Annotated in this window: 19 protein-coding genes and 1 pseudogene; 10 read left to right on the forward strand and 10 right to left on the reverse strand. The window is 34.9% G+C overall.

Annotated features, from left to right (window positions below; translation table 11 throughout):
* Nucleotides 1-29: 29 nt before the first annotated feature.
* Nucleotides 30-239: pseudogene (locus AW17_RS25315) on the reverse strand (helix-turn-helix transcriptional regulator); the annotation flags it as partial.
* Between the two features lie 166 nt (nt 240-405).
* Between AW17_RS25315 and AW17_RS02410 the strand changes: the two are divergent.
* Nucleotides 406-1,896 carry a M12 family metallopeptidase gene (locus tag AW17_RS02410; protein WP_083488607.1) on the forward strand — a complete coding sequence of 497 codons (1,491 nt, stop codon included), beginning with the start codon at nt 406-408 and terminating at the stop codon, nt 1,894-1,896.
* Nucleotides 1,897-1,952: 56 nt separating this feature from the next.
* Here the strand turns inward: AW17_RS02410 and AW17_RS25320 are convergent, their stop codons facing one another.
* Nucleotides 1,953-2,186, reverse strand: a complete 234-nt coding sequence (locus AW17_RS25320) for a helix-turn-helix transcriptional regulator (RefSeq protein ID WP_029274502.1) — start codon at nt 2,184-2,186, stop codon at nt 1,953-1,955.
* A gap of 293 nt (nt 2,187-2,479) precedes the next feature.
* On the opposite strand from AW17_RS25320, the gene AW17_RS02420 reads away from it, so the two are divergent.
* On the forward strand, nt 2,480-3,568 hold the full coding sequence (locus tag AW17_RS02420; protein ID WP_029274503.1) for an acyltransferase family protein: 1,089 nt from the start codon (nt 2,480-2,482) through the stop codon (nt 3,566-3,568).
* Here AW17_RS02420 and AW17_RS02425 read toward each other — a convergent pair whose 3' ends face one another.
* The 3 genes from AW17_RS02425 to AW17_RS02435 are packed head-to-tail and all read right to left on the reverse strand — an operon-like array spanning nt 3,569 to nt 6,400.
* Nucleotides 3,569-4,378, reverse strand: coding sequence for a DUF4422 domain-containing protein (locus AW17_RS02425; RefSeq protein WP_029274504.1), 810 nt, complete (start codon nt 4,376-4,378; stop codon nt 3,569-3,571). It lies immediately after the preceding gene.
* Nucleotides 4,371-5,495: a UDP-galactopyranose mutase gene (gene glf / locus AW17_RS02430; protein WP_029274506.1), complete on the reverse strand. Its 1,125-nt coding sequence runs from the start codon at nt 5,493-5,495 to the stop codon at nt 4,371-4,373. The genes AW17_RS02425 and glf overlap by 8 nt, the downstream gene beginning before the upstream one ends.
* A complete protein-coding gene (locus tag AW17_RS02435) occupies nt 5,495-6,400 on the reverse strand; it encodes a glycosyl transferase family 90 (protein WP_029274507.1) in 906 nt (301 codons plus the stop codon). The genes glf and AW17_RS02435 overlap by 1 nt, the downstream gene beginning before the upstream one ends.
* A gap of 76 nt (nt 6,401-6,476) precedes the next feature.
* On the opposite strand from AW17_RS02435, the gene AW17_RS02440 reads away from it, so the two are divergent.
* The gene (locus AW17_RS02440) at nt 6,477-7,349 is read left to right on the forward strand and encodes a glycosyltransferase (protein ID WP_167343636.1); all 873 of its coding nucleotides are present in this window, start codon (nt 6,477-6,479) and stop codon (nt 7,347-7,349) included.
* Here AW17_RS02440 and AW17_RS02445 read toward each other — a convergent pair.
* The 4 genes from AW17_RS02445 to AW17_RS02460 all read right to left on the reverse strand — a co-directional run bounded on the left by AW17_RS02445 (nt 7,346) and on the right by AW17_RS02460 (nt 12,074).
* Complete coding sequence (locus tag AW17_RS02445; protein ID WP_029274509.1) at nt 7,346-8,248, reverse strand: glycosyltransferase family 2 protein; 903 nt, start codon at nt 8,246-8,248, stop codon at nt 7,346-7,348. The genes AW17_RS02440 and AW17_RS02445 overlap by 4 nt on opposite strands.
* A gap of 2 nt (nt 8,249-8,250) precedes the next feature.
* Nucleotides 8,251-10,080: an ABC transporter ATP-binding protein gene (locus tag AW17_RS02450; protein ID WP_029274510.1), complete on the reverse strand. Its 1,830-nt coding sequence runs from the start codon at nt 10,078-10,080 to the stop codon at nt 8,251-8,253.
* A gap of 131 nt (nt 10,081-10,211) precedes the next feature.
* Nucleotides 10,212-11,198 carry a glycosyltransferase family 2 protein gene (locus AW17_RS02455; RefSeq protein ID WP_029274512.1) on the reverse strand — a complete coding sequence of 329 codons (987 nt, stop codon included), beginning with the start codon at nt 11,196-11,198 and terminating at the stop codon, nt 10,212-10,214.
* Complete coding sequence (locus tag AW17_RS02460; protein ID WP_029274513.1) at nt 11,199-12,074, reverse strand: glycosyl transferase; 876 nt, start codon at nt 12,072-12,074, stop codon at nt 11,199-11,201. It lies immediately after the preceding gene.
* Nucleotides 12,075-12,132: 58 nt separating this feature from the next.
* On the opposite strand from AW17_RS02460, the gene meaB reads away from it, so the two are divergent.
* The gene (meaB, locus tag AW17_RS02465) at nt 12,133-13,032 is read left to right on the forward strand and encodes a methylmalonyl Co-A mutase-associated GTPase MeaB (protein WP_029274514.1); all 900 of its coding nucleotides are present in this window, start codon (nt 12,133-12,135) and stop codon (nt 13,030-13,032) included.
* 57 nt (nt 13,033-13,089) lie between these two features.
* Here meaB and AW17_RS02470 read toward each other — a convergent pair whose 3' ends face one another.
* Complete coding sequence (locus AW17_RS02470; protein WP_029274515.1) at nt 13,090-14,379, reverse strand: aminopeptidase P family protein; 1,290 nt, start codon at nt 14,377-14,379, stop codon at nt 13,090-13,092.
* Between the two features lie 172 nt (nt 14,380-14,551).
* Between AW17_RS02470 and AW17_RS02475 the strand changes: the two genes are divergently transcribed.
* The 6 genes from AW17_RS02475 (at nt 14,552) to recG (ending at nt 19,543) form a co-directional block, all read left to right on the forward strand.
* Nucleotides 14,552-15,898, forward strand: a complete 1,347-nt coding sequence (locus AW17_RS02475) for an OmpA family protein (RefSeq protein WP_029274516.1) — start codon at nt 14,552-14,554, stop codon at nt 15,896-15,898.
* Between the two features lie 97 nt (nt 15,899-15,995).
* Nucleotides 15,996-16,133: a DUF6728 family protein gene (locus tag AW17_RS25235; protein ID WP_317130071.1), complete on the forward strand. Its 138-nt coding sequence runs from the start codon at nt 15,996-15,998 to the stop codon at nt 16,131-16,133.
* 13 nt (nt 16,134-16,146) lie between these two features.
* Entirely contained in the window at nt 16,147-16,527 is a 381-nt protein-coding gene (locus AW17_RS02480) for a RidA family protein (RefSeq protein WP_029274517.1), read from the forward strand.
* A 2-nt stretch (nt 16,528-16,529) separates the two neighbouring features.
* Nucleotides 16,530-17,054 carry an EamA family transporter gene (locus AW17_RS24810; RefSeq protein WP_245234993.1) on the forward strand — a complete coding sequence of 175 codons (525 nt, stop codon included), beginning with the start codon at nt 16,530-16,532 and terminating at the stop codon, nt 17,052-17,054.
* Nucleotides 17,048-17,431, forward strand: coding sequence for an EamA family transporter (locus AW17_RS24815; RefSeq protein ID WP_245234994.1), 384 nt, complete (start codon nt 17,048-17,050; stop codon nt 17,429-17,431). Before AW17_RS24810 ends, AW17_RS24815 begins: the two co-directional genes overlap by 7 nt.
* 6 nt (nt 17,432-17,437) lie before the next feature.
* A complete protein-coding gene (recG, locus tag AW17_RS02490) occupies nt 17,438-19,543 on the forward strand; it encodes an ATP-dependent DNA helicase RecG (RefSeq protein ID WP_029274518.1) in 2,106 nt (701 codons plus the stop codon).
* Nucleotides 19,544-19,956 lie beyond the last annotated feature (413 nt).

Here is a 19,956-nt window from a genome sequence, read left to right on the forward strand (position 1 = left end):
TTAACCTGGAAATAGAATAATAGAGGGCATCAAAAATATTGATGCCCTTTTTGTTGAAGAGAAATTATTTTGTTCTTTTTAAAAACTGATTGAATGATAATCTCGTGGATAGGTACTTCATATAATTCAGCGATTTTGACCAATTGTGACACCGCAAAATCTACCTCATTATTTTTCCATTTTCGATAAGCAACTCTGCTTATTCCGATTACATCAGCAACATACTGCTGAGTATAATTATATTTATCCCTACCTTCTTAAGGTATTCCCTATATCTAACATGTTGAGAAGCGTTAATGACCATGTAATTTTACTGTCTACTCATTGTATTTGCAATAAGTAAATAATGATAATAATGAGTTATCAAAATTAGTGTTTTAATTAATCATTTTTACGGAAAAAACTATGAAAAAAAAATGTTTACTACTTAGTGCCTTCATATTGGCGACTATTATGTTCTCATGTAAAAAAGGGGAGCAAGGTAATTTAAATTTGAGTGATGAAAAGGCTGTAAGTACTATGCCTGAAACTGCTTTTCCTAATATAAAAGGGGAATTGGTAACGTTAAAATCTGGAATAGTGATTGAAAAAAAAGGTGAGCATTATGTTTGGCAAGGAGATATTGTTCTAAATAAAGAACAGTTCGAAATACTAAATGAAAAAGGGACGCTTTATCAGGAGAAGCTGCTTAAAGGAAAAATGGTATCTGGCGGTAATGGTAAAATTATGGCTGCTAATACGGAGAAAATTATGAATGTTGGAATAAATCCGGGATATGGAGGCGTTACTACTTGGTCTATGCTAAGGTATACCTTTGCATCAGATATATCTAATTTCACAAAACAATTGATATTGAATGCAATTAATTATTACGAGACAAATACAAACGTTAGATTTTATGATGCAACTGGAGAACCGACAGTTGATCCGGTATATGGGTTTGATTATCCCTATGTTGAATTTATAAATGGTGATGGAGATTATTCAACAAGTGTTGGATTAAGTGGAGGTAAGCAACAAATTAGTTTAACATTAACCGAAAATAGATTGGGAGCAGCATTACACGAGATAGGTCATGCATTAGGTCTAAACCATGAGCAAAACAGACCAGATCGTGAAGATTATTTAAATATTAATTTTAACAATATTATTAACGGTAAGCAGTATAACTTTGAAAAAGTTACACAGAATTATACAACGATTGGTGGATTTGATTTTGGTTCAGTAATGATGTACTCTTCATATGATTTCGCAGCCAACCCTTTTGTCCCAGTAATGACCAAAAAGGATGGTAGTACTTTTACAGGCCAAAGAACAGATTTATCTGCTAGTGACATCGCTTGGTTTAATAATTTCTATTATCCTTATCCATCTATAAATTATGGTGGAATGCCAGCTGATATGAGGCAATTTGCTAAAGAAAATGGATTAATGCCAACAGTTGCTAAAACTTTGATTTATCCGAATGATACAACGCCAATTTTAACAGTTGGAAGTTCTATTTATTCGCCAAACCAACAGTATAGAATAACGTTACAAACAGATGGTAATGTTGTAATCTATAAAAAGACAAGCGCTACTACCGAGCAGGGGATATGGTCTACACGTACACAAAATTCTCAACCCAAACCACAGGCTCTCTTTTTTCAGACAGATGCAAATCTGGTACTGTACTTAGGGAATAATATAAACACAAGTTCTATTTGGAGCTCGCAGCGATATACCCATTTAGGATTTAACTTAACAGGTGATAATGCGGTTTATGCATTGCAGGATGATGGTAACTTTGTTTTTTATTGGAAATATACTGAAAATGGTCAAGAGAAAACCTGGGTTCTGGCTAGTTCTGATACTCAGAATGGTTTAAGCCCACACTCAGGCAATTTATTGCACTAACTTTATCTGTTTTATAACCTAGTAAAAAGGGCATCAGTAACATTTGATGCCCTTTTTTATTGGAGAGAAATTATTTTGTTTTTTTTGGAATTTGATTGGATGATAATCTCTTGGATAGATATATCATATAGCTCAGAGATTTTGATCAATTGCGACATCGCAAAATCTACTCCATTATTCTCCCACTTTCTATAAGTAACCCTACTTATTCCAATTACATCAGCGACGTACTGCAGCGTAAAATTAAATTTATCTCTATACCTTCTTAAGGTATTTCCTATATCCAACATGAAGAGAAACGCTAACCGATATGTATTTTTATTGTCTAATTATTGTATGCAAACAATGATAATAAAGGATTATCGAAATTAATATTTTTTCTTTGCAGAAAAAAATATTTGTGAAAATCATATTAAGCAAGGGGATTTAGAGTCTTTGCTAGCCATAGGTTCGATCAAGGCCGTAAAAAGAGAGTCCGGTTAAAGTGTAATATTTTACATACATAGATGTTAAAAGAGTTCCGAATTAACTCGGAACTCTTTTTTTTAACAGATATTTGACACTTATCTACCTATACTATTTAATGGATTTTGAATTAAAAACCTCACAAACACAGGAGAAAAAGAGCTTTAACTTCGTTGATACAATTCGATGTATTTCAATGATAGGAATTGTTTTTGAGCATTCTGCAATACTTTGGGGGGCTAAATATAGCAATACAACTGAAGTTTGGCTACAAGTTACTACTATGCAGTTTTGGAAGTTTGCTACAATTGCCTTTTTCCTTATTGGTGGTTTTTTAATTAATTATAAGTTTACAGAATATACACCAGGCCAATATTTGTCACGGAGATTTAAAAATACTATCAAACCATGGCTATTCTGGATCATCATATTGGTTGTCCTCAATCTAATCCATAAAATAGTATTAAATATTAAATCTGGTGACTCTATATTCAACGGAAATCCGATTGGTTATTTTGCCGAAGAATTTAGGTATATCTTGTTTGAAAGCAGTTTTTGGTTCATACTTAATTTCTTAATTTGTATAAGCATCCTACTTATCTTTAAAAGATATCTTTATAAGCTTTGGTTTGGATTAATTTGGGCGATTATATCACTTCTATATAGCTTTAATTTATATCATGAGTGGTTTGTGACTCATCATTCGGCCGCCCTGTTTGGATTTGTATTTTATTTATGGCTCGGTGTTTATCTAAATCGCTATTTCGACAAAGTAATGGCTTATGTAAAGCAGTTAAAATGGTCTTATGTTATTTTAATTAATATTGTTTTTTTTGTATTGGCATGTTTAGAAGTAATGTACTTAAATCATCATGGTTCTAAAGATGAGTATAATACCCTTCGGGTTACCAATATTTTTTATTCATTAACTATGTTTATTTTACTTTTAAAAATAGGTGGAATAAAATTTATTGATAATATATTAAAGCCTAGACAATCTACATTTGGAATTTACCTTATCCATCAAATTTTAATTATTATACTACTTCCAGAGATCTTTAAATGGGATAAGTGGAATTTCAATTACTTTTCTGTAGAACAAAACATCTTGTACTCGATATTGAGATTTTTGGTTGTTTATTCGATTGCTTTTGGAATTACAAGATTACTACTTAAAACCAAAATTAAATGGACTGTTGGGGGTTAGTTAAGAGAAAAATACAACTGGAAATTCAGCCTTTTGGAGATTATTATAAAAAAGATAAAGGTTAAATAATCTTTCAGAAAAGAAACCAAAAATTCGTCTTTGGTATTCATATTCACTTAATTTTACCGTTTTCTCTAATTTAAATAATATTGGAAACAACCAATTACAATAATCAATTAGAACCTCTTTCCTGGCTATAAACATGTTATAGCAATGCATTTGTTTTTCTGTGTCGAAGAATTCATCAAATGCCTTTTCCATATCTGGATAAAGCTTTACGACCGCATCTTTCATCAAATACCAATCTTCCCTAATGTGGTAAAAGATATAATGCATTTTTATTGATGCCTCTCCAGATAACTCAAAGGCTAAGTGAGCTGCGGTAGGCACAATAACTTTTCCAGAAAGAAGTTGATTAAGCAGCGCATCTTTTAAGCTTTCATTGCTTATTATTTTTAAAGCCTCTTCGCTAAAAGGGGTATAATAAACATCTCGAGGATCAACGATAATTTTTGTGTTGAATAACTTCTTTTTAATTCGCACTTCGGGTAATGTGAAATATCGTCGATAGTGACATAAACCTACAAATTCAGAATCAACTTTTTCTATGTTTTTCCAAATCCAAAATAATGCCGTTAGTTCGCTAAAAGTTTTGTTCTTAACAGCTATACTTTCGCCAACATCATCAGATATAAAGCCCAATTCTAGTTTAGAAAAAGCTTTTCCAACTTGAATCGGCTGGATGTAATCGCAATGAGGAACAGCAAATTCTTTATGATAAACAGAGTAAATCGTTAAGTCTTTATTCACTTCTTAATTCTTTTTTTGATTTTGCTAGAGCAGATGCAATCACCTGATGCATATCATAATATCTATATTCAGCTAATCTACCTCCAAAAATTACACCAGGTTCCTTTTCAGCTAACAATTGGTACCTTTTTAACATAGCCATATTCCTTTCGTCATTAACAGGATAATATGGTTCAGCATCTTTATTATCCTTTAACGGGTATTCTCTTGTTATCACCGTTTTAGGTTGTGTGCCAAATTCAAAATGTTTATGCTCATAAACTCTTGTATATGGTGTATCTGCATCTGTAAAATTCATTACAGCATTTCCTTGATAATTTTCCATGTCATGAATTTCCATCTCGTATCTCAAGCTCCGGTATTCTAATTCACCATATTCATAATTGAAGTATGCGTCGATCTTACCAGTAAAAACAATATTATTAGCTATACTTTTCCAATAATTTTTGTCTTCAAAAAAATCTGTACTCAATTTTACGGTGCAATTGGCTAACAAGCCATTGATTATTTTATTATAACCCCCAATTGGTATTCCTTGATATTTGTCATTGAAATAATTATTGTCATAGGTAAATCGAACAGGTAATCTTTTTATAATAAATGCAGGAAGTTCAATCGCCTTTTTCCCCCATTGTTTTTCTGTATAATGCTTAATTAATTTTTCATACATATCAGTGCCAACCAACATTTGCGCCTGCTCTTCTAAATTTTTAGGCGTAGTTATATCTAAATGTGATATTTGCCTTGCAATTTCAGCTTTAGCCTCGATTGGAGTCTTTGTACCCCAAAGCTTATAAAAGGTATTCATGTTAAAAGGAAGATTATATAATTCTCCCTTATAATTTGCAATAGGTGAATTTGTATATCGATTAAATTCAGCAAATTGATTCACATAATCCCACAAAAATTTATCATTAGTATGAAAAATGTGAGCGCCATACCAGTGAACATTTATGTCTTCGATTTTTTTACAATGAATATTTCCCCCAGAATGATCTCTTTTATCGATTATTAAACAGCTTTTTCCAGCTTTAGTCATTTCATGAGCAAAGGTAGCGCCAAAGAGGCCGGAGCCAACAATTAAATAATCATATTTTTTATTCTCGATATCGTTCATTACAAATTTTTAATTCTTTTGTTTATTGCCTCAACCATATAACTAATCGCAGCATTATAGGTTAAATGTTCGTGTGCAAATGTAAGTGCATTGGCAACAATTTTTTGATATAAAGTAGCGTCATTTTCTATCATTTCATATTGCTGCTGCAAGTCGCTTAAATCATTTTTAACCGGAATAAAATGTTCGTAGGGTTTTAGCTTATAATGGAAATATTCTTTCCATGATCTATCTTGTATAAATAAAACCCGTTGACTAAAAAATAGAAACTTCAGTCTAGCTGAGTAACTATTTCCTTCAATATCTAACAAGTATTTATATTTTGTATGGTCTGGTAAACTTAAATAAGGAACATCCTTTTTATGCAATACAAAATTGTCTACATAAGTGTCTTGAAAGTGAAAAACTGAATTATTTTCTAAGCCAATCTCAAGTAATTTGGACCGAATCTTATTGGTTTGAACATTGCCAATCCAAAAAAGTCTATTATCAATCCAATTGCTCTTTCCGTGTTCCTCAATCTGCTTAACTGTATCGCTAAAGTTAGTTATTCCAGCTTCACTCCAACTTTCAAATGCAAAATCAGGGAACAAATAACCCTTTTTGCTTTCATCATTTATACAGTAATAAAAACAGTTTTCATCGTATCCTGCTAAAGGTTTATCGTTAATAAAAAAGCGGAAATGTAAATCTTTATTGGTTGTAATCTGCTTTAAACAATCTGTAATCATTTTAGCGGTGGCATGTCCACGTGTTTGACTTTTGCCTATAAAATTTAAGCTAGCAATATTATCATTTTTAATTAACTCGATATGAGGTAATAAGCCTTTATATTTCTTCTTTAAAAACTTATCGCTTACCGTTACTTGACCTAATTTTTTATAAATAATTGAGGTTAAACCCATCTTCGAAATTAAAATTTACGAGCAAAGGTATATGATTTTCTGCAATGGGAACTTATTTTATTTTATTTTTGAGTGGATGATATCAATAATTATTGCTTCAGTAAATGATCGGCAACTTGCTGGTGTAAAAGAGAATATTACACAAACCATCGGTGTTCCGCACGAAATTATTGTTTTTGGAAATAAAAATGGTAAGATTGGTTTATGCGAATTATACAATAGAGGTGCTAATCAAGCCCGTTTTGATATACTTTGTTACATGCATGAAGATGTATTGATCCAAACCCAAAATTGGGGCAAAATCGTAATCAATAGTTTTAAAGAAAATCAAAAATTAGGGCTTTTGGGTATTGTTGGAAGTAAATATAAAGCCACTAGTCCATCAGGCTGGAGCTGTTACGGTTTAAGTGCAAAAAGAGGTGTTATTATACAGGGTTTTAAGCATGAAGATAAAGCCCCTATTGAAGAATGCAGTAATCCGGATAACAATAGTTATGAAAAAGTAGCCTGTATTGATGGTGTATGGTTTTGCACCAGAAAAGATATTGCACTAAGCTTAAAGTTTGATGAAGATACTTTGAAAGGCTTCCACTGCTATGATATTGACTACTCCTTAACGGTTGGTCAAAAGTATGATGTTGCTGTAACTTTTGATGTAATTTTGGAGCATTTCTCTGAAGGGAGTTTTGAGAAAAGCTGGATGCAGGAGGTATTAAAACTGCATAAAAAATGGAGTGATGTTTTACCTCGTAACATTGATATGTTTGATAAAAAACAAATCCAGTTTGTAGAGAAGCGAACGTTTAGATTTTTTATCGAGCAGGCAAAAAAAAACGGTTTTCCTGCCCATAAAATTTTTGCCATATTATGGACAAGCCGTTTTGTGAAATATGCCGGGCTTAAAAATTTTCTAAAGATTAATTTGTTCTTGTTGAAAAAGCTGCTTTAGGAAAAACACATTTTTCGGATATAATTCAACTTGCTCAATCCGTTTTTCTTTTTCAGGTAAAATATCAATTTGTAATTTTTTAATAATAGAAAAAAAAGTCTCATTCTGCTGATTACAAAGCCTTCTGAATCAAAACAACTTAGCAATTGATTGATGTAATCTGCCTCGGTTTTTGTTTTGATGATGCAATAAGCCAGCCAATCGGGCTTTATTTCTTTAACTATACCTTTCTTGGTTTTCTTTGGCCTTGCCTTGATGTTTAAAATATCTGTGTTAGAGGTAGAGTGTTGACGATATAATACCAAAGTTTGATCAAGGTATTTTAAACCACCATTCTCGGTAGCCACAAATGCCATCCACCAATCATGATAAAATTTTCCAGGAAAAGGGAATAGATTTTTACTCAAGGATCTTTTGAACAGCGCCGAATGGCCCGAAACACAATTGTAAAAAAGAAAAGGAAGCGATGAATTTCCCTCATACATATTTAATACATCAGACATGCGCTTATTCATCGGACGATCAGTTTGATCTATAAATTCAGAATCGTGATAAATCATGGCGTTAGCTCCGATATTATCTTTCAGTAATTGAATTTTATCTAGCGACCAAATATCATCCTGATCTGATAGCGATATATATTCGCCATTGCAAAGTCCAATAGCCTTTTCAAAATTTTTAACATACCCCAAGTTTAGTTCATTTCTTATTATCCTGAATTTAGTATGTTTGAGAGCATATTCATTTAAAATTTCAATAGTATTATCAGAGGAAACATCATCCACTACTACAATTTCAAGATTTGGATAAGTCTGATTAACGATCGAATCAAGCTGTTGCCTTAAATACTTCTCCCCATTATAGGTGCATAAAGCAATTGAAACTAATGGAATATTCATTGTTAATCGTTAAATGCCTGCATATCGATCAATCTTCTATAAAGGCCATTGTGAGCCATTAATTCTGAGTGACTTCCAATTTCAACTACTTCGCCCTTATCAATCACTACAATTTTATCGGCATGTTGAATGGTGCTTAAACGGTGAGCGATTACAATTGATGTACGGTTTTTCATTAAATTATTTAAGGCATCCTGCACTAATTTTTCCGATTCCGTATCTAAGGCTGAGGTTGCTTCATCCAACAACATGATTGGCGGATTAGCCAGGACGGCTCTTGCGATACAAACACGCTGTTTCTGCCCTCCTGAAAGTTTGTTCCCTCTATCGCCAACAAAAGATTGATAACCATCTTCTGTATTCTCTATAAAATCGTGTGCATTGGCAATTTTTGCTGCTGCCACCACTTCTTCCATGGTTGCATCTGGTTTTGCAAATGCTATATTATTAAAAATCGTATCGTTAAATAGAAAAGACTCTTGGTTAACTGTTCCCATTTGCGCCCTGATGCTTTCTACAGTAAGTTCTCTATAATCGTGACCATCAATTTTAATCGTTCCTGATTTTGGATCGTGGAAACGTGGAAGCAGATCCATTAATGTGCTTTTCCCGCCACCTGACGGACCAACCAAGGCTACAGTTTTTCCTTTTTCAATGTCGAAGGTTATCGAGTTAAGGATTTGTTTTTCTCCATAACTGAACGATAAATTCTGCAGGCTGATTGCACTGTTAAAACCATCAAGCACTTTAGCATCAGGTTCATTAAGCAATAATGGTTTTGTATCGATTAAATCCAAGACCCTTTCACCTGCAGCAATGCCCGAATGAATTCCGCTAAATGAATCTGTTAATGCTTTTGCTGGGCGCATTACCTGTGAAAAAAAGGCAATATATGCGATAAATTGGCTTGTTGTTAAAGCACCTGGTTGGTTACTTATAATCAGGTTTCCACCGTACCAAACAATTAAGGAAACCATTAAAACACCTAGAAATTCAGAAACTGGTGAACCTAGCTGCTGTCTTCTAACCATTTTTCTATTTAGATTTGAATAAAACTCATTTTCTTTCTGGAATTTTTCTTTAACTCTATCTGTTGAATTAAATGCTTTAATAATTTTGATCCCGCTTAAAGATTCATCCAAAAATCCGATCATCTTAGCAAACGATTCATGTGATTCTTTAGCTTGTTGTTTAATTCTCTTAACAATTTTGCTAATAATAAATGCGGATACCGGAATTACCAATAATGAAAATAAAGTTAATTTAACCGAAATACTCAAAAGAACTACAATGTAAAAAATAAGGGTCAGCGGCTCTTTAAAAACAACTTGTAATGTATTTGTCACCGTAAACTGCACCACTTGAACATCGGATGCTACTTTTGAAATAATATCTCCTTTACGTTCATTGTTGAAATAGCCGACATGTAAATTTATAACGTTATTAAATACGGTTTTACGAAGATTTAATAAGGTATGTACTCTTAAGTCTTCCATAAAACGTTGGGAGAAGTACCTAAAGAAGTTCGATAGTAAGACGGAGGCAACAATAATCATACAAACATAATTTAAAGTTTCAGCTCGGCCATTTACAATTATGGAATGTGAAACAAAATCGGAAAACTGACCAGTAATATCAAAGGCAGAACTTGCTTTTGTAACCGAACTAATAACGCTTGGCGATTTTGCTGGAAGCAATGTGTCAAAAAGTGGCACAAGTAAAGTAAGATTTAATGTGCCAAACAAAACAGCTAATAGGGTTACAATAACATATGGAATTGCAAATTTTTCTATCGGTTTGGCAAATGATAATAAACGAAAATATGTTTTCATTTTTATATAAAATGGAATATGTAAAATGGAGAGATGTATTAAAATAGCTCCAAAAAAATCTAATTAAAACTTGGCAAATGTACGGTTTTCAAATAAACCTTGCCGGCTTTCGAAACCGAATGGGTTTAAAATTACAATCGGTTAATTTTTTTGGTACTAACTGATTGATTGATAATGGTCATAACATCTGAAACGTTTAGGTTTGAATGATATTTCTGCTTCAGCATTTCGAGCTGCAATCTACTGGCGCTAATGCGGTTCTGATGTGCTAAATAATCTTTATAGCTTTCCAGTACCCAGGTTTTACCTGTTAGTAATTTTGGAATGAGCTCGGTAAGAATCTGCTGCAAGGGGTAAAGGACTTTCCTTAAGCTATTAAGATGAATACCTTGTAGAATATAACGGTTTCGATAATAGATTTTTTTGATAAAGTTAGATTTGATCTGCGTTTTGGTACTTCCGCTTACATGGTGAAAACAAAAAGATTGGTGTTCGTAATAACATTTCCAGCCCAATTGCCAGGCACGTAAACTTAAATCAAAATCTTCTGACGAGAAAGGTGAGTAGATTTCATCAAAACCACCTAATTCCTTTAATTTCTGAGCATCAACCAAGGCATTGGCACCAGAAAGATAAGCGGTATAAACATTTTCATCTGCTGGATTTTCGCTATAATAGAATTTGCTTGCTTTAATCCGGCAGCCACTGTAATATAAAAAACGGGCGGCATCCTCAATCCGGCTTTCATCAAAACTCATAATGCGGGCCATTACACCAAACGTATCCGGTTTGCTGAAATATTTCCACTGATGCTCAAAATAATTGGGTGTGAGCTTCACATCAGAGTTTAAGAGTAAAATTAATTCATATTTGGCTTCGCGAATACCATGATTGCAGGTATAAGAAAAGCCTTTGTTCTTATCATTAATCAATAATTTTACCTGCTGATAATTTTCTTTGATAAACGAAATACTATCATCCTTTGAGCCGTCATCAATTACGATAATCTCAAATTCAGCATTTATGTTTTCAGCAGCTATAAAAACAGATGGCAGGTATTTTTCTAACAGATGCTTTCCGTTATAATTGGGTATTACGATAGAAACACTTTTTTGCATCTACTTTACAATTTTATAATTCCGGTATTCGAACAAACGCATTCCTGTTAAATCTTCAATTTTTTGCAAAACCCTCCTGCGGAAATTTATTTTTGGAGTTTCCTTGGTTAAATCTTTTTCAAATTTCCAGTTTGCAGCAGCGATTCTTTCTTGCATTACTTTTGGATGGCTACCTTTAAAATGAACTAAACGATCGGCATTGTGCATATCATAAGTTTCCTGCACAGGATAATTCTCTTCAATCCATTCTTCTGTTTGATAAAACTGATTAAAGTTCCGCACTTTACCTTGTAATCCTTTTGGTGGTTTAACCCAGCCATAATGATAAATGTAAGCATCAATTAGTTTAACCTTAAGTTTTCTGTCGTTAATTCTGAAGCCCTGCGCATCGCGGTAAGATCTTACCCCGGGTAAATTTTTTATAATCCGAACCTCTCTTCTATACCAGCGTCTGGATTCAGCCAGATAGTCATAAGAAGCATAAAAATGTTTGTATTTTAAAAGTAAGGCTTCTATATTGCTGTTGTTAAGCGCTAGCTCCATTTCTTTTTTGATCAAGGGGAGATAATCCTCATGTATGGCTTCGTCACCTTGAATGTAAATCATCCAATCGGTATCTTTCCCTATTTCTGCTAAGGCCTTATTGGTTTCATCAGCAAAAACACGACCGCCTTCCCTTATGCTGTCATCCCAAACGGTATCGATGGTCCTGATTTTAGGATCGATGCTTTTAACCATTTCAGAGGTCTCATCAGATGAGTTGCCCAGTGCAACTATAAAATCATCACACAAAGGTAAGACTGAGAGTATGGCTTCTTTTGCTGGATAATCGTTTACAATTGCATTTCTTAAAAAGGTAAAACCGGTAACTTTCATTATGTGGATGCTTTGTAGCTGATAATTTTTGTTTATTTGTACAAAGATAGTTTTATTGATGAATACGCATCTATCCATTTTAAGCGAAGTAAAAGCCGGGAATTACAAGGTTTTGGCAAGAACATTAACCCTTGTCGAAAACAACATTACACCGGCCGATTCGATTTTAAGAGATTTAGATAGTCAGGTTAATGTCCCTGTTTTAGGTATTACCGGTCCTCCAGGCGCCGGTAAAAGCACTTTGGTAAATGCAATAGCCAATCATTTTGTTACGAAAGGAATGCGCATCGCGATATTGGCGATAGATCCTACCTCTCCATTTAATTTTGGTTCTTTGCTTGGTGATCGTATCCGCATGGCCGGTCAGTTTAACAATCCAAATGTTTTTATCCGTTCGTTGGCTACCCGGGGCGCTCTGGGCGGTATTTCGGCGAAAACCATCGAGATGGTTGATGTTTTAAAAGCAGCTAATTTTGATCTGATTATTGTAGAAACTGTTGGTGTTGGGCAATCGGAAGTAGAAATTGCCGGATTAGCAGATAAAACCATCGTGGTGCTGGTTCCCGAATCGGGTGATGAGGTGCAGAATATCAAATCTGGTTTGATGGAGATTGCCGATTGCTTTGTGATAAACAAGGCTGATAGAGAAGGTGCAGCTATTTTTGCCAATAATTTAAAGAAAATTGTTCATCAGGGCACGAAGACTATCCCAATATTAAAAACAGTGGCCGATAAAAATACAGGTATTGATGAATTATGCGCTTGGATAATCAAGCCGCTTACTGCTGATCATAACCGAAGGGCTTTTCTGTTTGCAGAGAAAGCCTGGAGACTCATTCAACATGAAAAAATGAAGATTGTTGATAAAAAAAGGCTGCTAGAAAAAGTTCAGGCAGCCTTAAAGCAAGATGATTTTAATATTTATCGTTTTGCTGATGAATTTACCAGAAACGGTTAACCATTTATTTTTTTGAAATTGCTAACTGAGTACTGCAAACTGGAAATTGTAAACTGACTAACTGTTCATAATCTCCTCAATTTCTTCAGTTTCTAGTGGGATATCGGCCATTAGATCTACATTTCCGCTTGCGGTGATCAGAATATTATTTTCTAAGCGGATACCCAGGCCTTCTTCTGGAATATAGATTCCTGGTTCAACAGTTAAAATATTGCCTACTGCAAATGGTGTGTATCTTCCGGCAAAGTCGTGTACATCAATACCTAAATGGTGTGAATTGCCATGCATAAAGTATTTTTTATAAGCCGGCCACGCTGCTGTTTGGTTCTTTACGTCTGTTGTAGAAATAAGTCCAAGATTAACCAGCTGCTCAGTCATAATTTCGCCAACCTGTTCGTGGTAGGTATTCCATATGGTTCCTTCGCCAATTAATTTAATCGATTCTTTCATTACATGCAGTACTGCATTGTATACATCCTTTTGTCTTTGAGTAAACCGACCATTAACAGGGATTGATCGGCTCATATCTGCATTGTAATTGGCATATTCGGCTCCAAAATCAAAAAGTATTACGTCGCCATCTTTACATTCTTGATTATTATCATTGTAGTGGAGGATGTTTGCATTATGACCGGAAGCAATAATAGGGGTGTAGGCATGGCCTGTTCCACCTTGGCGGATAAATTCGTGGATAATCTCTGCTTCAATTTCATATTCTTTAACGCCGGGTTTGGTAAATTTTAATACCCTGATAAAGGCATCACGGGTTATTGCTGAAGCCTTTTTAGTTAGTTCAACTTCAACATCTGATTTAACTGCACGTAAATTTCGCATAATTGGTGCCGAACGTTCATAATGATGCAATGGATATTTTGCCCGCATTTTCTCAATGAAACGGATATCACGATAAGGAACTTCATGGGCATACCTATCATTCTCATTTGTATTTAAATAAATATGTTCAGCATAGTTCACAATGCTATGCAATATGTTATCAAAATCTTCTAACCAATATACCGCTTGAATGCCCGATGCAGCTTTAGCCTGCTCTTTAGTGTATTTGTATCCTTCCCAAACTTTAATGTAATCGTTAGTCTGTCTTAAAAACAGGACTTCTCTGTACAAAGGATTAGGACAATCAGGAAATAATAACAATATTGTTTGTTCCTGATCAATTCCTGATAAATAAAATAAATCAGGGTTTTGCTTAAAAACAAAGTTCTGATCGCCGCTTCTAGGAAATTCATCGCTTGAGTTGAATATAGCTAATGAATTGTTTATTAGGTGATTAGAGAATTTTTTTCTGTTTAAAATAAATAATGACTGATCAATAGTAGGATATTTCATGAAAATGGTATTTTTATATGGGCAATGGCCAAATGTAATAAAATGATTAATTATCGTAAAGTTTGGAACGGAGTTTGTATAAAAGTTTGAAAATTTAAAATTTTGTTTAATTTTGCGATTACTAAAAAATTAATCAATTAAATTGTTTAACCCTTAAAAAAGAAAAAAGATTATGAATTATTCTACTTTAAAGAAAAGTGTTGCGCTTTCTTTAGTGGCATTAACAGGAGTTGCTTCTCTTGCTGTCGCTCAGGATGCACCTGCAACAACTTCTGCTGTCAAGGTATTTGGCGGTAGAGCACAGTACAGAACTTGGTCTATCGGTGTACATGGTGGTGTTTTAATGCCAGTTGTTGCTATCGGTGGTTCAAATGACTTCAACAAATGGGATGCTAACTTAGGTTACGGTTTAAACATCCGTAAACAATTAGGTCACTCATTCGGTTTAGAATTAAACGGAACTCGTGGTAAACTATCAGGTAATAACGAAGGTATTACTGGTGCTGGCGTAAAAAATTTCGAAACTGAATTACAATATGCTGTAGATTTACGTGGTGTTGTTAATGTTGGTTCTATCGATTTCTTACGTCGTGAGAACTCTGTAGGTTTCTTCTTAACAGCTGGTGCTGGTATGTTGGCTTACGCTCCTAAAGTTACTTTATCAAATGGTTCAGTAATTGACTGGAAAGGTAAAGCTACTGGTCCTGCTGATGACAAACATGATGCTAAAGATTACGTAAAAGGTTTCTACATTCCAGTTGGTGCTGGTGTTAAATTCAAAGTTTCTGAGCGTGTTAACTTTAACTTAGGTTACACTATGAACTTTGTTGATGCTGATAACTTAGATGGAGTTTATGCAAAAGGTACTACTAAAGATAAATTCTCTTACGGTTATGCTGGTTTAGAATTCTCTTTAGGTTCTTCTGCTAAACCAAGTTTAGAGTGGACTAACCCATTAGCTACTATGTACGATGAGTTAAAAGATCCAACTTTACGTCAAGAAGTTGAAGCATTGAAAAACCGTGTTTCTGCTGTTGAAAAATCAGTTGAAGATTTGAAAAAAGATACTGACGGTGACGGTGTTGCTGATCAATTCGATAAATGCCCAGGAACTCCTGCTGGTACTGCTGTTGATGGTTCAGGTTGTCCTCTTCCAAAAGCACCAGAGCCTACTGCTGCTACAAGCACTGTAACTGGTTTCGAAAAAATCGGTTTCGATTTCAACTCTTCAGTTTTAAAAACTGAGTCTTACCCTACTTTAGATAAATTATCTTCAGTGTTACGTGAAAACGGTGGTAAAGTAACTGTAAACGGTTACGCTTCAAGCGAAGGTACTGCTGCATATAACTTGAAATTATCTAAAGACAGAGCTAACTCTGTTAAAACTTACTTAGTAAACTCTGGCGTTAACGCTAGTCAAGTTGCTACTAAAGGTAATGGCGAAGCTAATCCAATTGCTTCTAACGATACTGAAGAAGGTCGTATCCAAAACCGTCGTGTTGAAACTGCTAGAAACTAGTATTTCAATATAAGATTTAAAAAAGTCCTGATGAAAGTCAGGACTTTTTTTGTGCCTTTTAATTTTCTGTGTTAAGCTTTTTAGCTAAGTTTGTGTTATGTACTTCTTTAGAAAAAAGGATCCGAACAGGCCAAATAATATCAATCTGAAAATTATGCATTTTATAAATGCATTGGCCATCTTAATTTTTCTTGCAGGTATCATCTACAAGCTAATCCAATGGCTTGCTAAATAACCCCCAAAATTGTATGAAACAAATTATTAAAACAACCAATGCTCCAGCTCCAATTGGACCATATAGCCAAGCTGTACAAGCCGGAAACTTTTTATTCGTATCAGGCCAGGTAGCCATTAATCCCGAAAATGGAGAATTAAATATTGGCAATATTGAAGAAGAGACGCACCAGGTAATGCGTAACCTTAAAGCAGTTTTGCTTGAAGCAGGTTTAACTTTCGATAACGTAGTAAAGTCTACTATCTTCTTAAGCGATATGGGTACCTTTGCTCAGGTAAACGAAGTTTATGGACAGTATTTTACTGCTGATTTCCCTGCGCGCGAAACGGTTCAGGTTTCGGTATTGCCTAAAAATGTTAATGTAGAAATTTCTGTAATTGCCATTGTAGGCTAATTTTGACAGAAAGCAAAAGCAAATATTTTATAGCGGGCATTGTTCCTTACATTATCTGGGGGACAATGTCTATACCTTTACGTAACATAAAAGGTTTTCCGCCACACGAAATTTTATACTACAGGATATTTATTTCCATTATCGTAGTTTGGGCAACTATTCTTTTATTCAGAAGGGAAGCACTAAAGAATGATTTTAATTTCTTAAAATCATTAAGCGCCCCTAAGAAAACAAGACTATTGTTGCTTACCGTAGTGTCGTCATTTCTGATTACGGGAAACTGGTTCACTTATATTTATGCCGTAAATAGTGTAAGTTTAAAAGCAGCCGCCTTTGCCTATATGGTGTGCCCACTATTAACTGCACTCTGCGGATTTATGATTTTAAAGGAACGGTTAACAAAGGTTAAAATTATTGCCCTAATCATTGCATTTATAAGCATCATCCTATTGGCAACAGGCTCTATACATGAAGTAATGTGGGCCATTATCATCGCATCTTTTTATGCCATATATGTTTTGTGCTAAAAGTAATTAAAGATGTAGATAAGTTTAACTTTTTGGGCGTTCAGTTAATTTTATCAGGATTAATAATGCTTCCGTTGTATTTTCTTAATGCTGCGCCTTTTCCTACCGAAACCTTCTTTTGGTCGCATATATTGTTGATTGCCATTGTATTTACCATTATTCCACTCTTTTTAAATTCGTATGCACTGTTGGGCATGCCTTCGTCGGCCCTGGGTATTTTGATCTATCTCAACCCTATAGTTGCATTTACCGTTGCATTTTTCTACTTTAAAGAGAAAATAGATCTGCACCAATTTTTTGCCTATTTGCTTTTGCTGCTATCGATCGTTATTTTTAACGGACAGTTGCTAAAGAGTGTTGTTTACAAGAAACAGTAAAATATTTTGTTTAATTCGGTATTAGATACACCTGTTGAGTTTTTAAAGGGCGTTGGGCCAAGCCGTGCCGATGTTTTGAAAAAGGACCTCGGCCTGTTCACTTATCAGGACATGCTTGCGCACTATCCGTTCAGGTATATCGACCGTACAAAATATTTCAAGATTAACCAGATTAATCCTGATTCGCAATATATCCAGATTATTGGGCGCGTGATCAGCAAAAAAGTAATTGGTGATAAAAGAGCAAAACGTATTGTTGCTGTTTTTAAAGATGAAACCGGAATTATGGAATTGGTTTGGTTCCAGAGCCTAAAATGGGTTGATGACAATATCACTGTTGGCACCGCTTACGTGGCCTTTGGGAAACCAACCATCTTTAACGGTACATTCAGTATCTCGCATCCAGAAATGGAGCTGTACCAGCGCAAACAGGTGGGGCGAGGGAATTTAACCTTACAGCCGGTTTATAACTCAACGGAGAAGCTTAAAAAGTTTAATCTTGATTCAAAAGGCTTACAGCGTTTAATCGCCGGCTTGTTGGATCAGATCATCCCCCAGGTTCCCGAAAATTTACCACAATATATCATTGATAAGTATCAGCTGCCCGATAAAAGATCGGCTCTACTGAATATTCATTTTCCTAAAAATGTGAAGGATTTAAGTGCAGCAGAAAGACGCCTTAAATTTGAAGAATTATTCTTCATCCAATTACAGCTTTTGCACAATAAACATTTACGCCAGTTAAAATTTAAAGGTGTAACTTTTGAAAAGGTTGGTGAAAAAGTGAACCGCTTTTATAATGAGTTTTTACCTTTCGAATTAACCAATGCGCAAAAGCGTGTAGTTAAAGAAATTAGGATAGATACACAACGCGGTGTACAAATGAACCGGCTTGTACAGGGCGACGTAGGAAGTGGTAAAACCGCCGTTGCACTGATGAGTATGCTTTTAGCAAATGATAACGGTTACCAGGCTTGTATGATGGCTCCAACGGAAATTTTGGCCCGCCAGCATTACGCCTCTATTACAGAACTTGTAACCAACGACCTGGTGCGTGTTGCTATCCTTACAGGAAATACCAAAAAGAAGGAACGTACTGTTTTGCATGAGCAATTAGAGAATGGAGAAATCGATATTCTGATCGGAACGCATGCCCTGATTGAAGATAAGGTTCAATTCAAGAATTTGGGGCTGGTTGTGATTGATGAACAGCATCGTTTTGGTGTAGAGCAACGCGCTAAGCTTTGGCGGAAAAATATTATTCCCCCACACATCCTAGTGATGACCGCTACGCCAATTCCGCGTACTTTGGCCATGACCCTATACGGCGATCTTGATGTTTCGGTTATTGACGAATTACCTGCGGGCAGAAAACCGATAGAAACCAAACACCTTTTTGAAGGCCAACGCCTCAGGATGTTCGGCTTTATGAAGCAGGAAATTGCCAAAGGCAGGCAGGTTTACATTGTTTATCCTTTAATTAAGGAAAGCGAAAAATTAGATCTTTTGCATCTCGAAGCTGGAATTGAGCAGTTGAGCTATCAGTTTCCTAGGCCTGATTACCAAATGAGTATTGTACACGGGCAAATGCCCAATTCCGATAAACAGTTCGAAATGCAGCAGTTTATCGATGGTAAAAGCCAAATTATGGTAGCCACTACCGTAATAGAGGTCGGCGTAAACGTACCTAACGCTTCGGTAATGGTAATTGAAAATGCCGAACGGTTTGGGCTTTCACAACTGCACCAGTTGCGTGGTAGGGTAGGCCGCGGTGCGGAACAGTCTTTTTGTATATTAATGAGTGGGAATAAACTGAGTAAAGAAGGTAAGATTCGTTTGGAAACAATGGTAAGAACCAACAACGGTTTCGAAATATCAGAAATAGATTTACAGTTGCGCGGCCCTGGCGATATTACAGGAACTCAGCAAAGCGGCGTTTTAGATCTGAAGCTTGCCGACCTGGCCAAAGACCAGATTATTTTGTCTGAAGCACGTAACACCGTAATCGCACTTTTTGAAGACGATCCGCAGTTGGCAAAGCCCGAAAATGCAATCTTAAAAGCTTACCTGCAAAAATTAGAAAGGGGCATTTCTTTCGGCAAAATAAGCTAATCTTGTATTAAGTTTGAATTCTTCCAATTATTATAATTTTCTTCTCTTCCTATTTTGCAATAATATTTAGTGCTGTATTATTAGTGCTACTTTGTGTAGTTTGAAATTATTTTTTTACTAATCAGCCCCTTATAAATATTATTTTACCCCCTTTTTTTTCCTCCTAATATTTCTATCTTGCGTGTAACCAAATGTGAACTGTAGCGTCGGCAAGTCCAAAATTAGGTACATCGTACCTTGTGATTTTTAATTCAAAAAATGAATTTTGAACTAATTAAAGCCGATTTGATATGGTTGACAATGATTTATTGGCATAATTAGAAGGGAACCTTAATTTTTTTGATGTTAAGTGGTGTAAGCAATTATGTCGATAAGTCATGTATAATTGATTTGTGTAATGACAGTTCGATATT

The organism is Pedobacter borealis DSM 19626 (assembly GCF_000708285.2).
Classification (GTDB): Bacteria; Bacteroidota; Bacteroidia; order Sphingobacteriales; family Sphingobacteriaceae; genus Pedobacter; species Pedobacter borealis.

What these genes read in the sequence shown, in the direction of transcription:
- AW17_RS02410 (WP_083488607.1), top strand. Translation starts at nt 406, where the DNA reads ATGAAAAAAAAATGTTTACTACTTAGTGCCTTCATATTGGCGACTATT.
- AW17_RS25320 (WP_029274502.1), bottom strand. Translation starts at nt 2,186, where the DNA reads ATGTTGGATATAGGAAATACCTTAAGAAGGTATAGAGATAAATTTAAT.
- AW17_RS02420 (WP_029274503.1), top strand. Translation starts at nt 2,480, where the DNA reads ATGGATTTTGAATTAAAAACCTCACAAACACAGGAGAAAAAGAGCTTT.
- glf (WP_029274506.1), bottom strand. Translation starts at nt 5,495, where the DNA reads ATGAACGATATCGAGAATAAAAAATATGATTATTTAATTGTTGGCTCC.
- AW17_RS02435 (WP_029274507.1), bottom strand. Translation starts at nt 6,400, where the DNA reads ATGGGTTTAACCTCAATTATTTATAAAAAATTAGGTCAAGTAACGGTA.
- AW17_RS02440 (WP_167343636.1), top strand. Translation starts at nt 6,477, where the DNA reads ATGATATCAATAATTATTGCTTCAGTAAATGATCGGCAACTTGCTGGT.
- AW17_RS02445 (WP_029274509.1), bottom strand. Translation starts at nt 8,248, where the DNA reads ATGAATATTCCATTAGTTTCAATTGCTTTATGCACCTATAATGGGGAG.
- AW17_RS02450 (WP_029274510.1), bottom strand. Translation starts at nt 10,080, where the DNA reads ATGAAAACATATTTTCGTTTATTATCATTTGCCAAACCGATAGAAAAA.
- AW17_RS02455 (WP_029274512.1), bottom strand. Translation starts at nt 11,198, where the DNA reads ATGCAAAAAAGTGTTTCTATCGTAATACCCAATTATAACGGAAAGCAT.
- AW17_RS02460 (WP_029274513.1), bottom strand. Translation starts at nt 12,074, where the DNA reads ATGAAAGTTACCGGTTTTACCTTTTTAAGAAATGCAATTGTAAACGAT.
- meaB (WP_029274514.1), top strand. Translation starts at nt 12,133, where the DNA reads ATGAATACGCATCTATCCATTTTAAGCGAAGTAAAAGCCGGGAATTAC.
- AW17_RS02470 (WP_029274515.1), bottom strand. Translation starts at nt 14,379, where the DNA reads ATGAAATATCCTACTATTGATCAGTCATTATTTATTTTAAACAGAAAA.
- AW17_RS02475 (WP_029274516.1), top strand. Translation starts at nt 14,552, where the DNA reads ATGAATTATTCTACTTTAAAGAAAAGTGTTGCGCTTTCTTTAGTGGCA.
- AW17_RS25235 (WP_317130071.1), top strand. Translation starts at nt 15,996, where the DNA reads ATGTACTTCTTTAGAAAAAAGGATCCGAACAGGCCAAATAATATCAAT.
- AW17_RS02480 (WP_029274517.1), top strand. Translation starts at nt 16,147, where the DNA reads ATGAAACAAATTATTAAAACAACCAATGCTCCAGCTCCAATTGGACCA.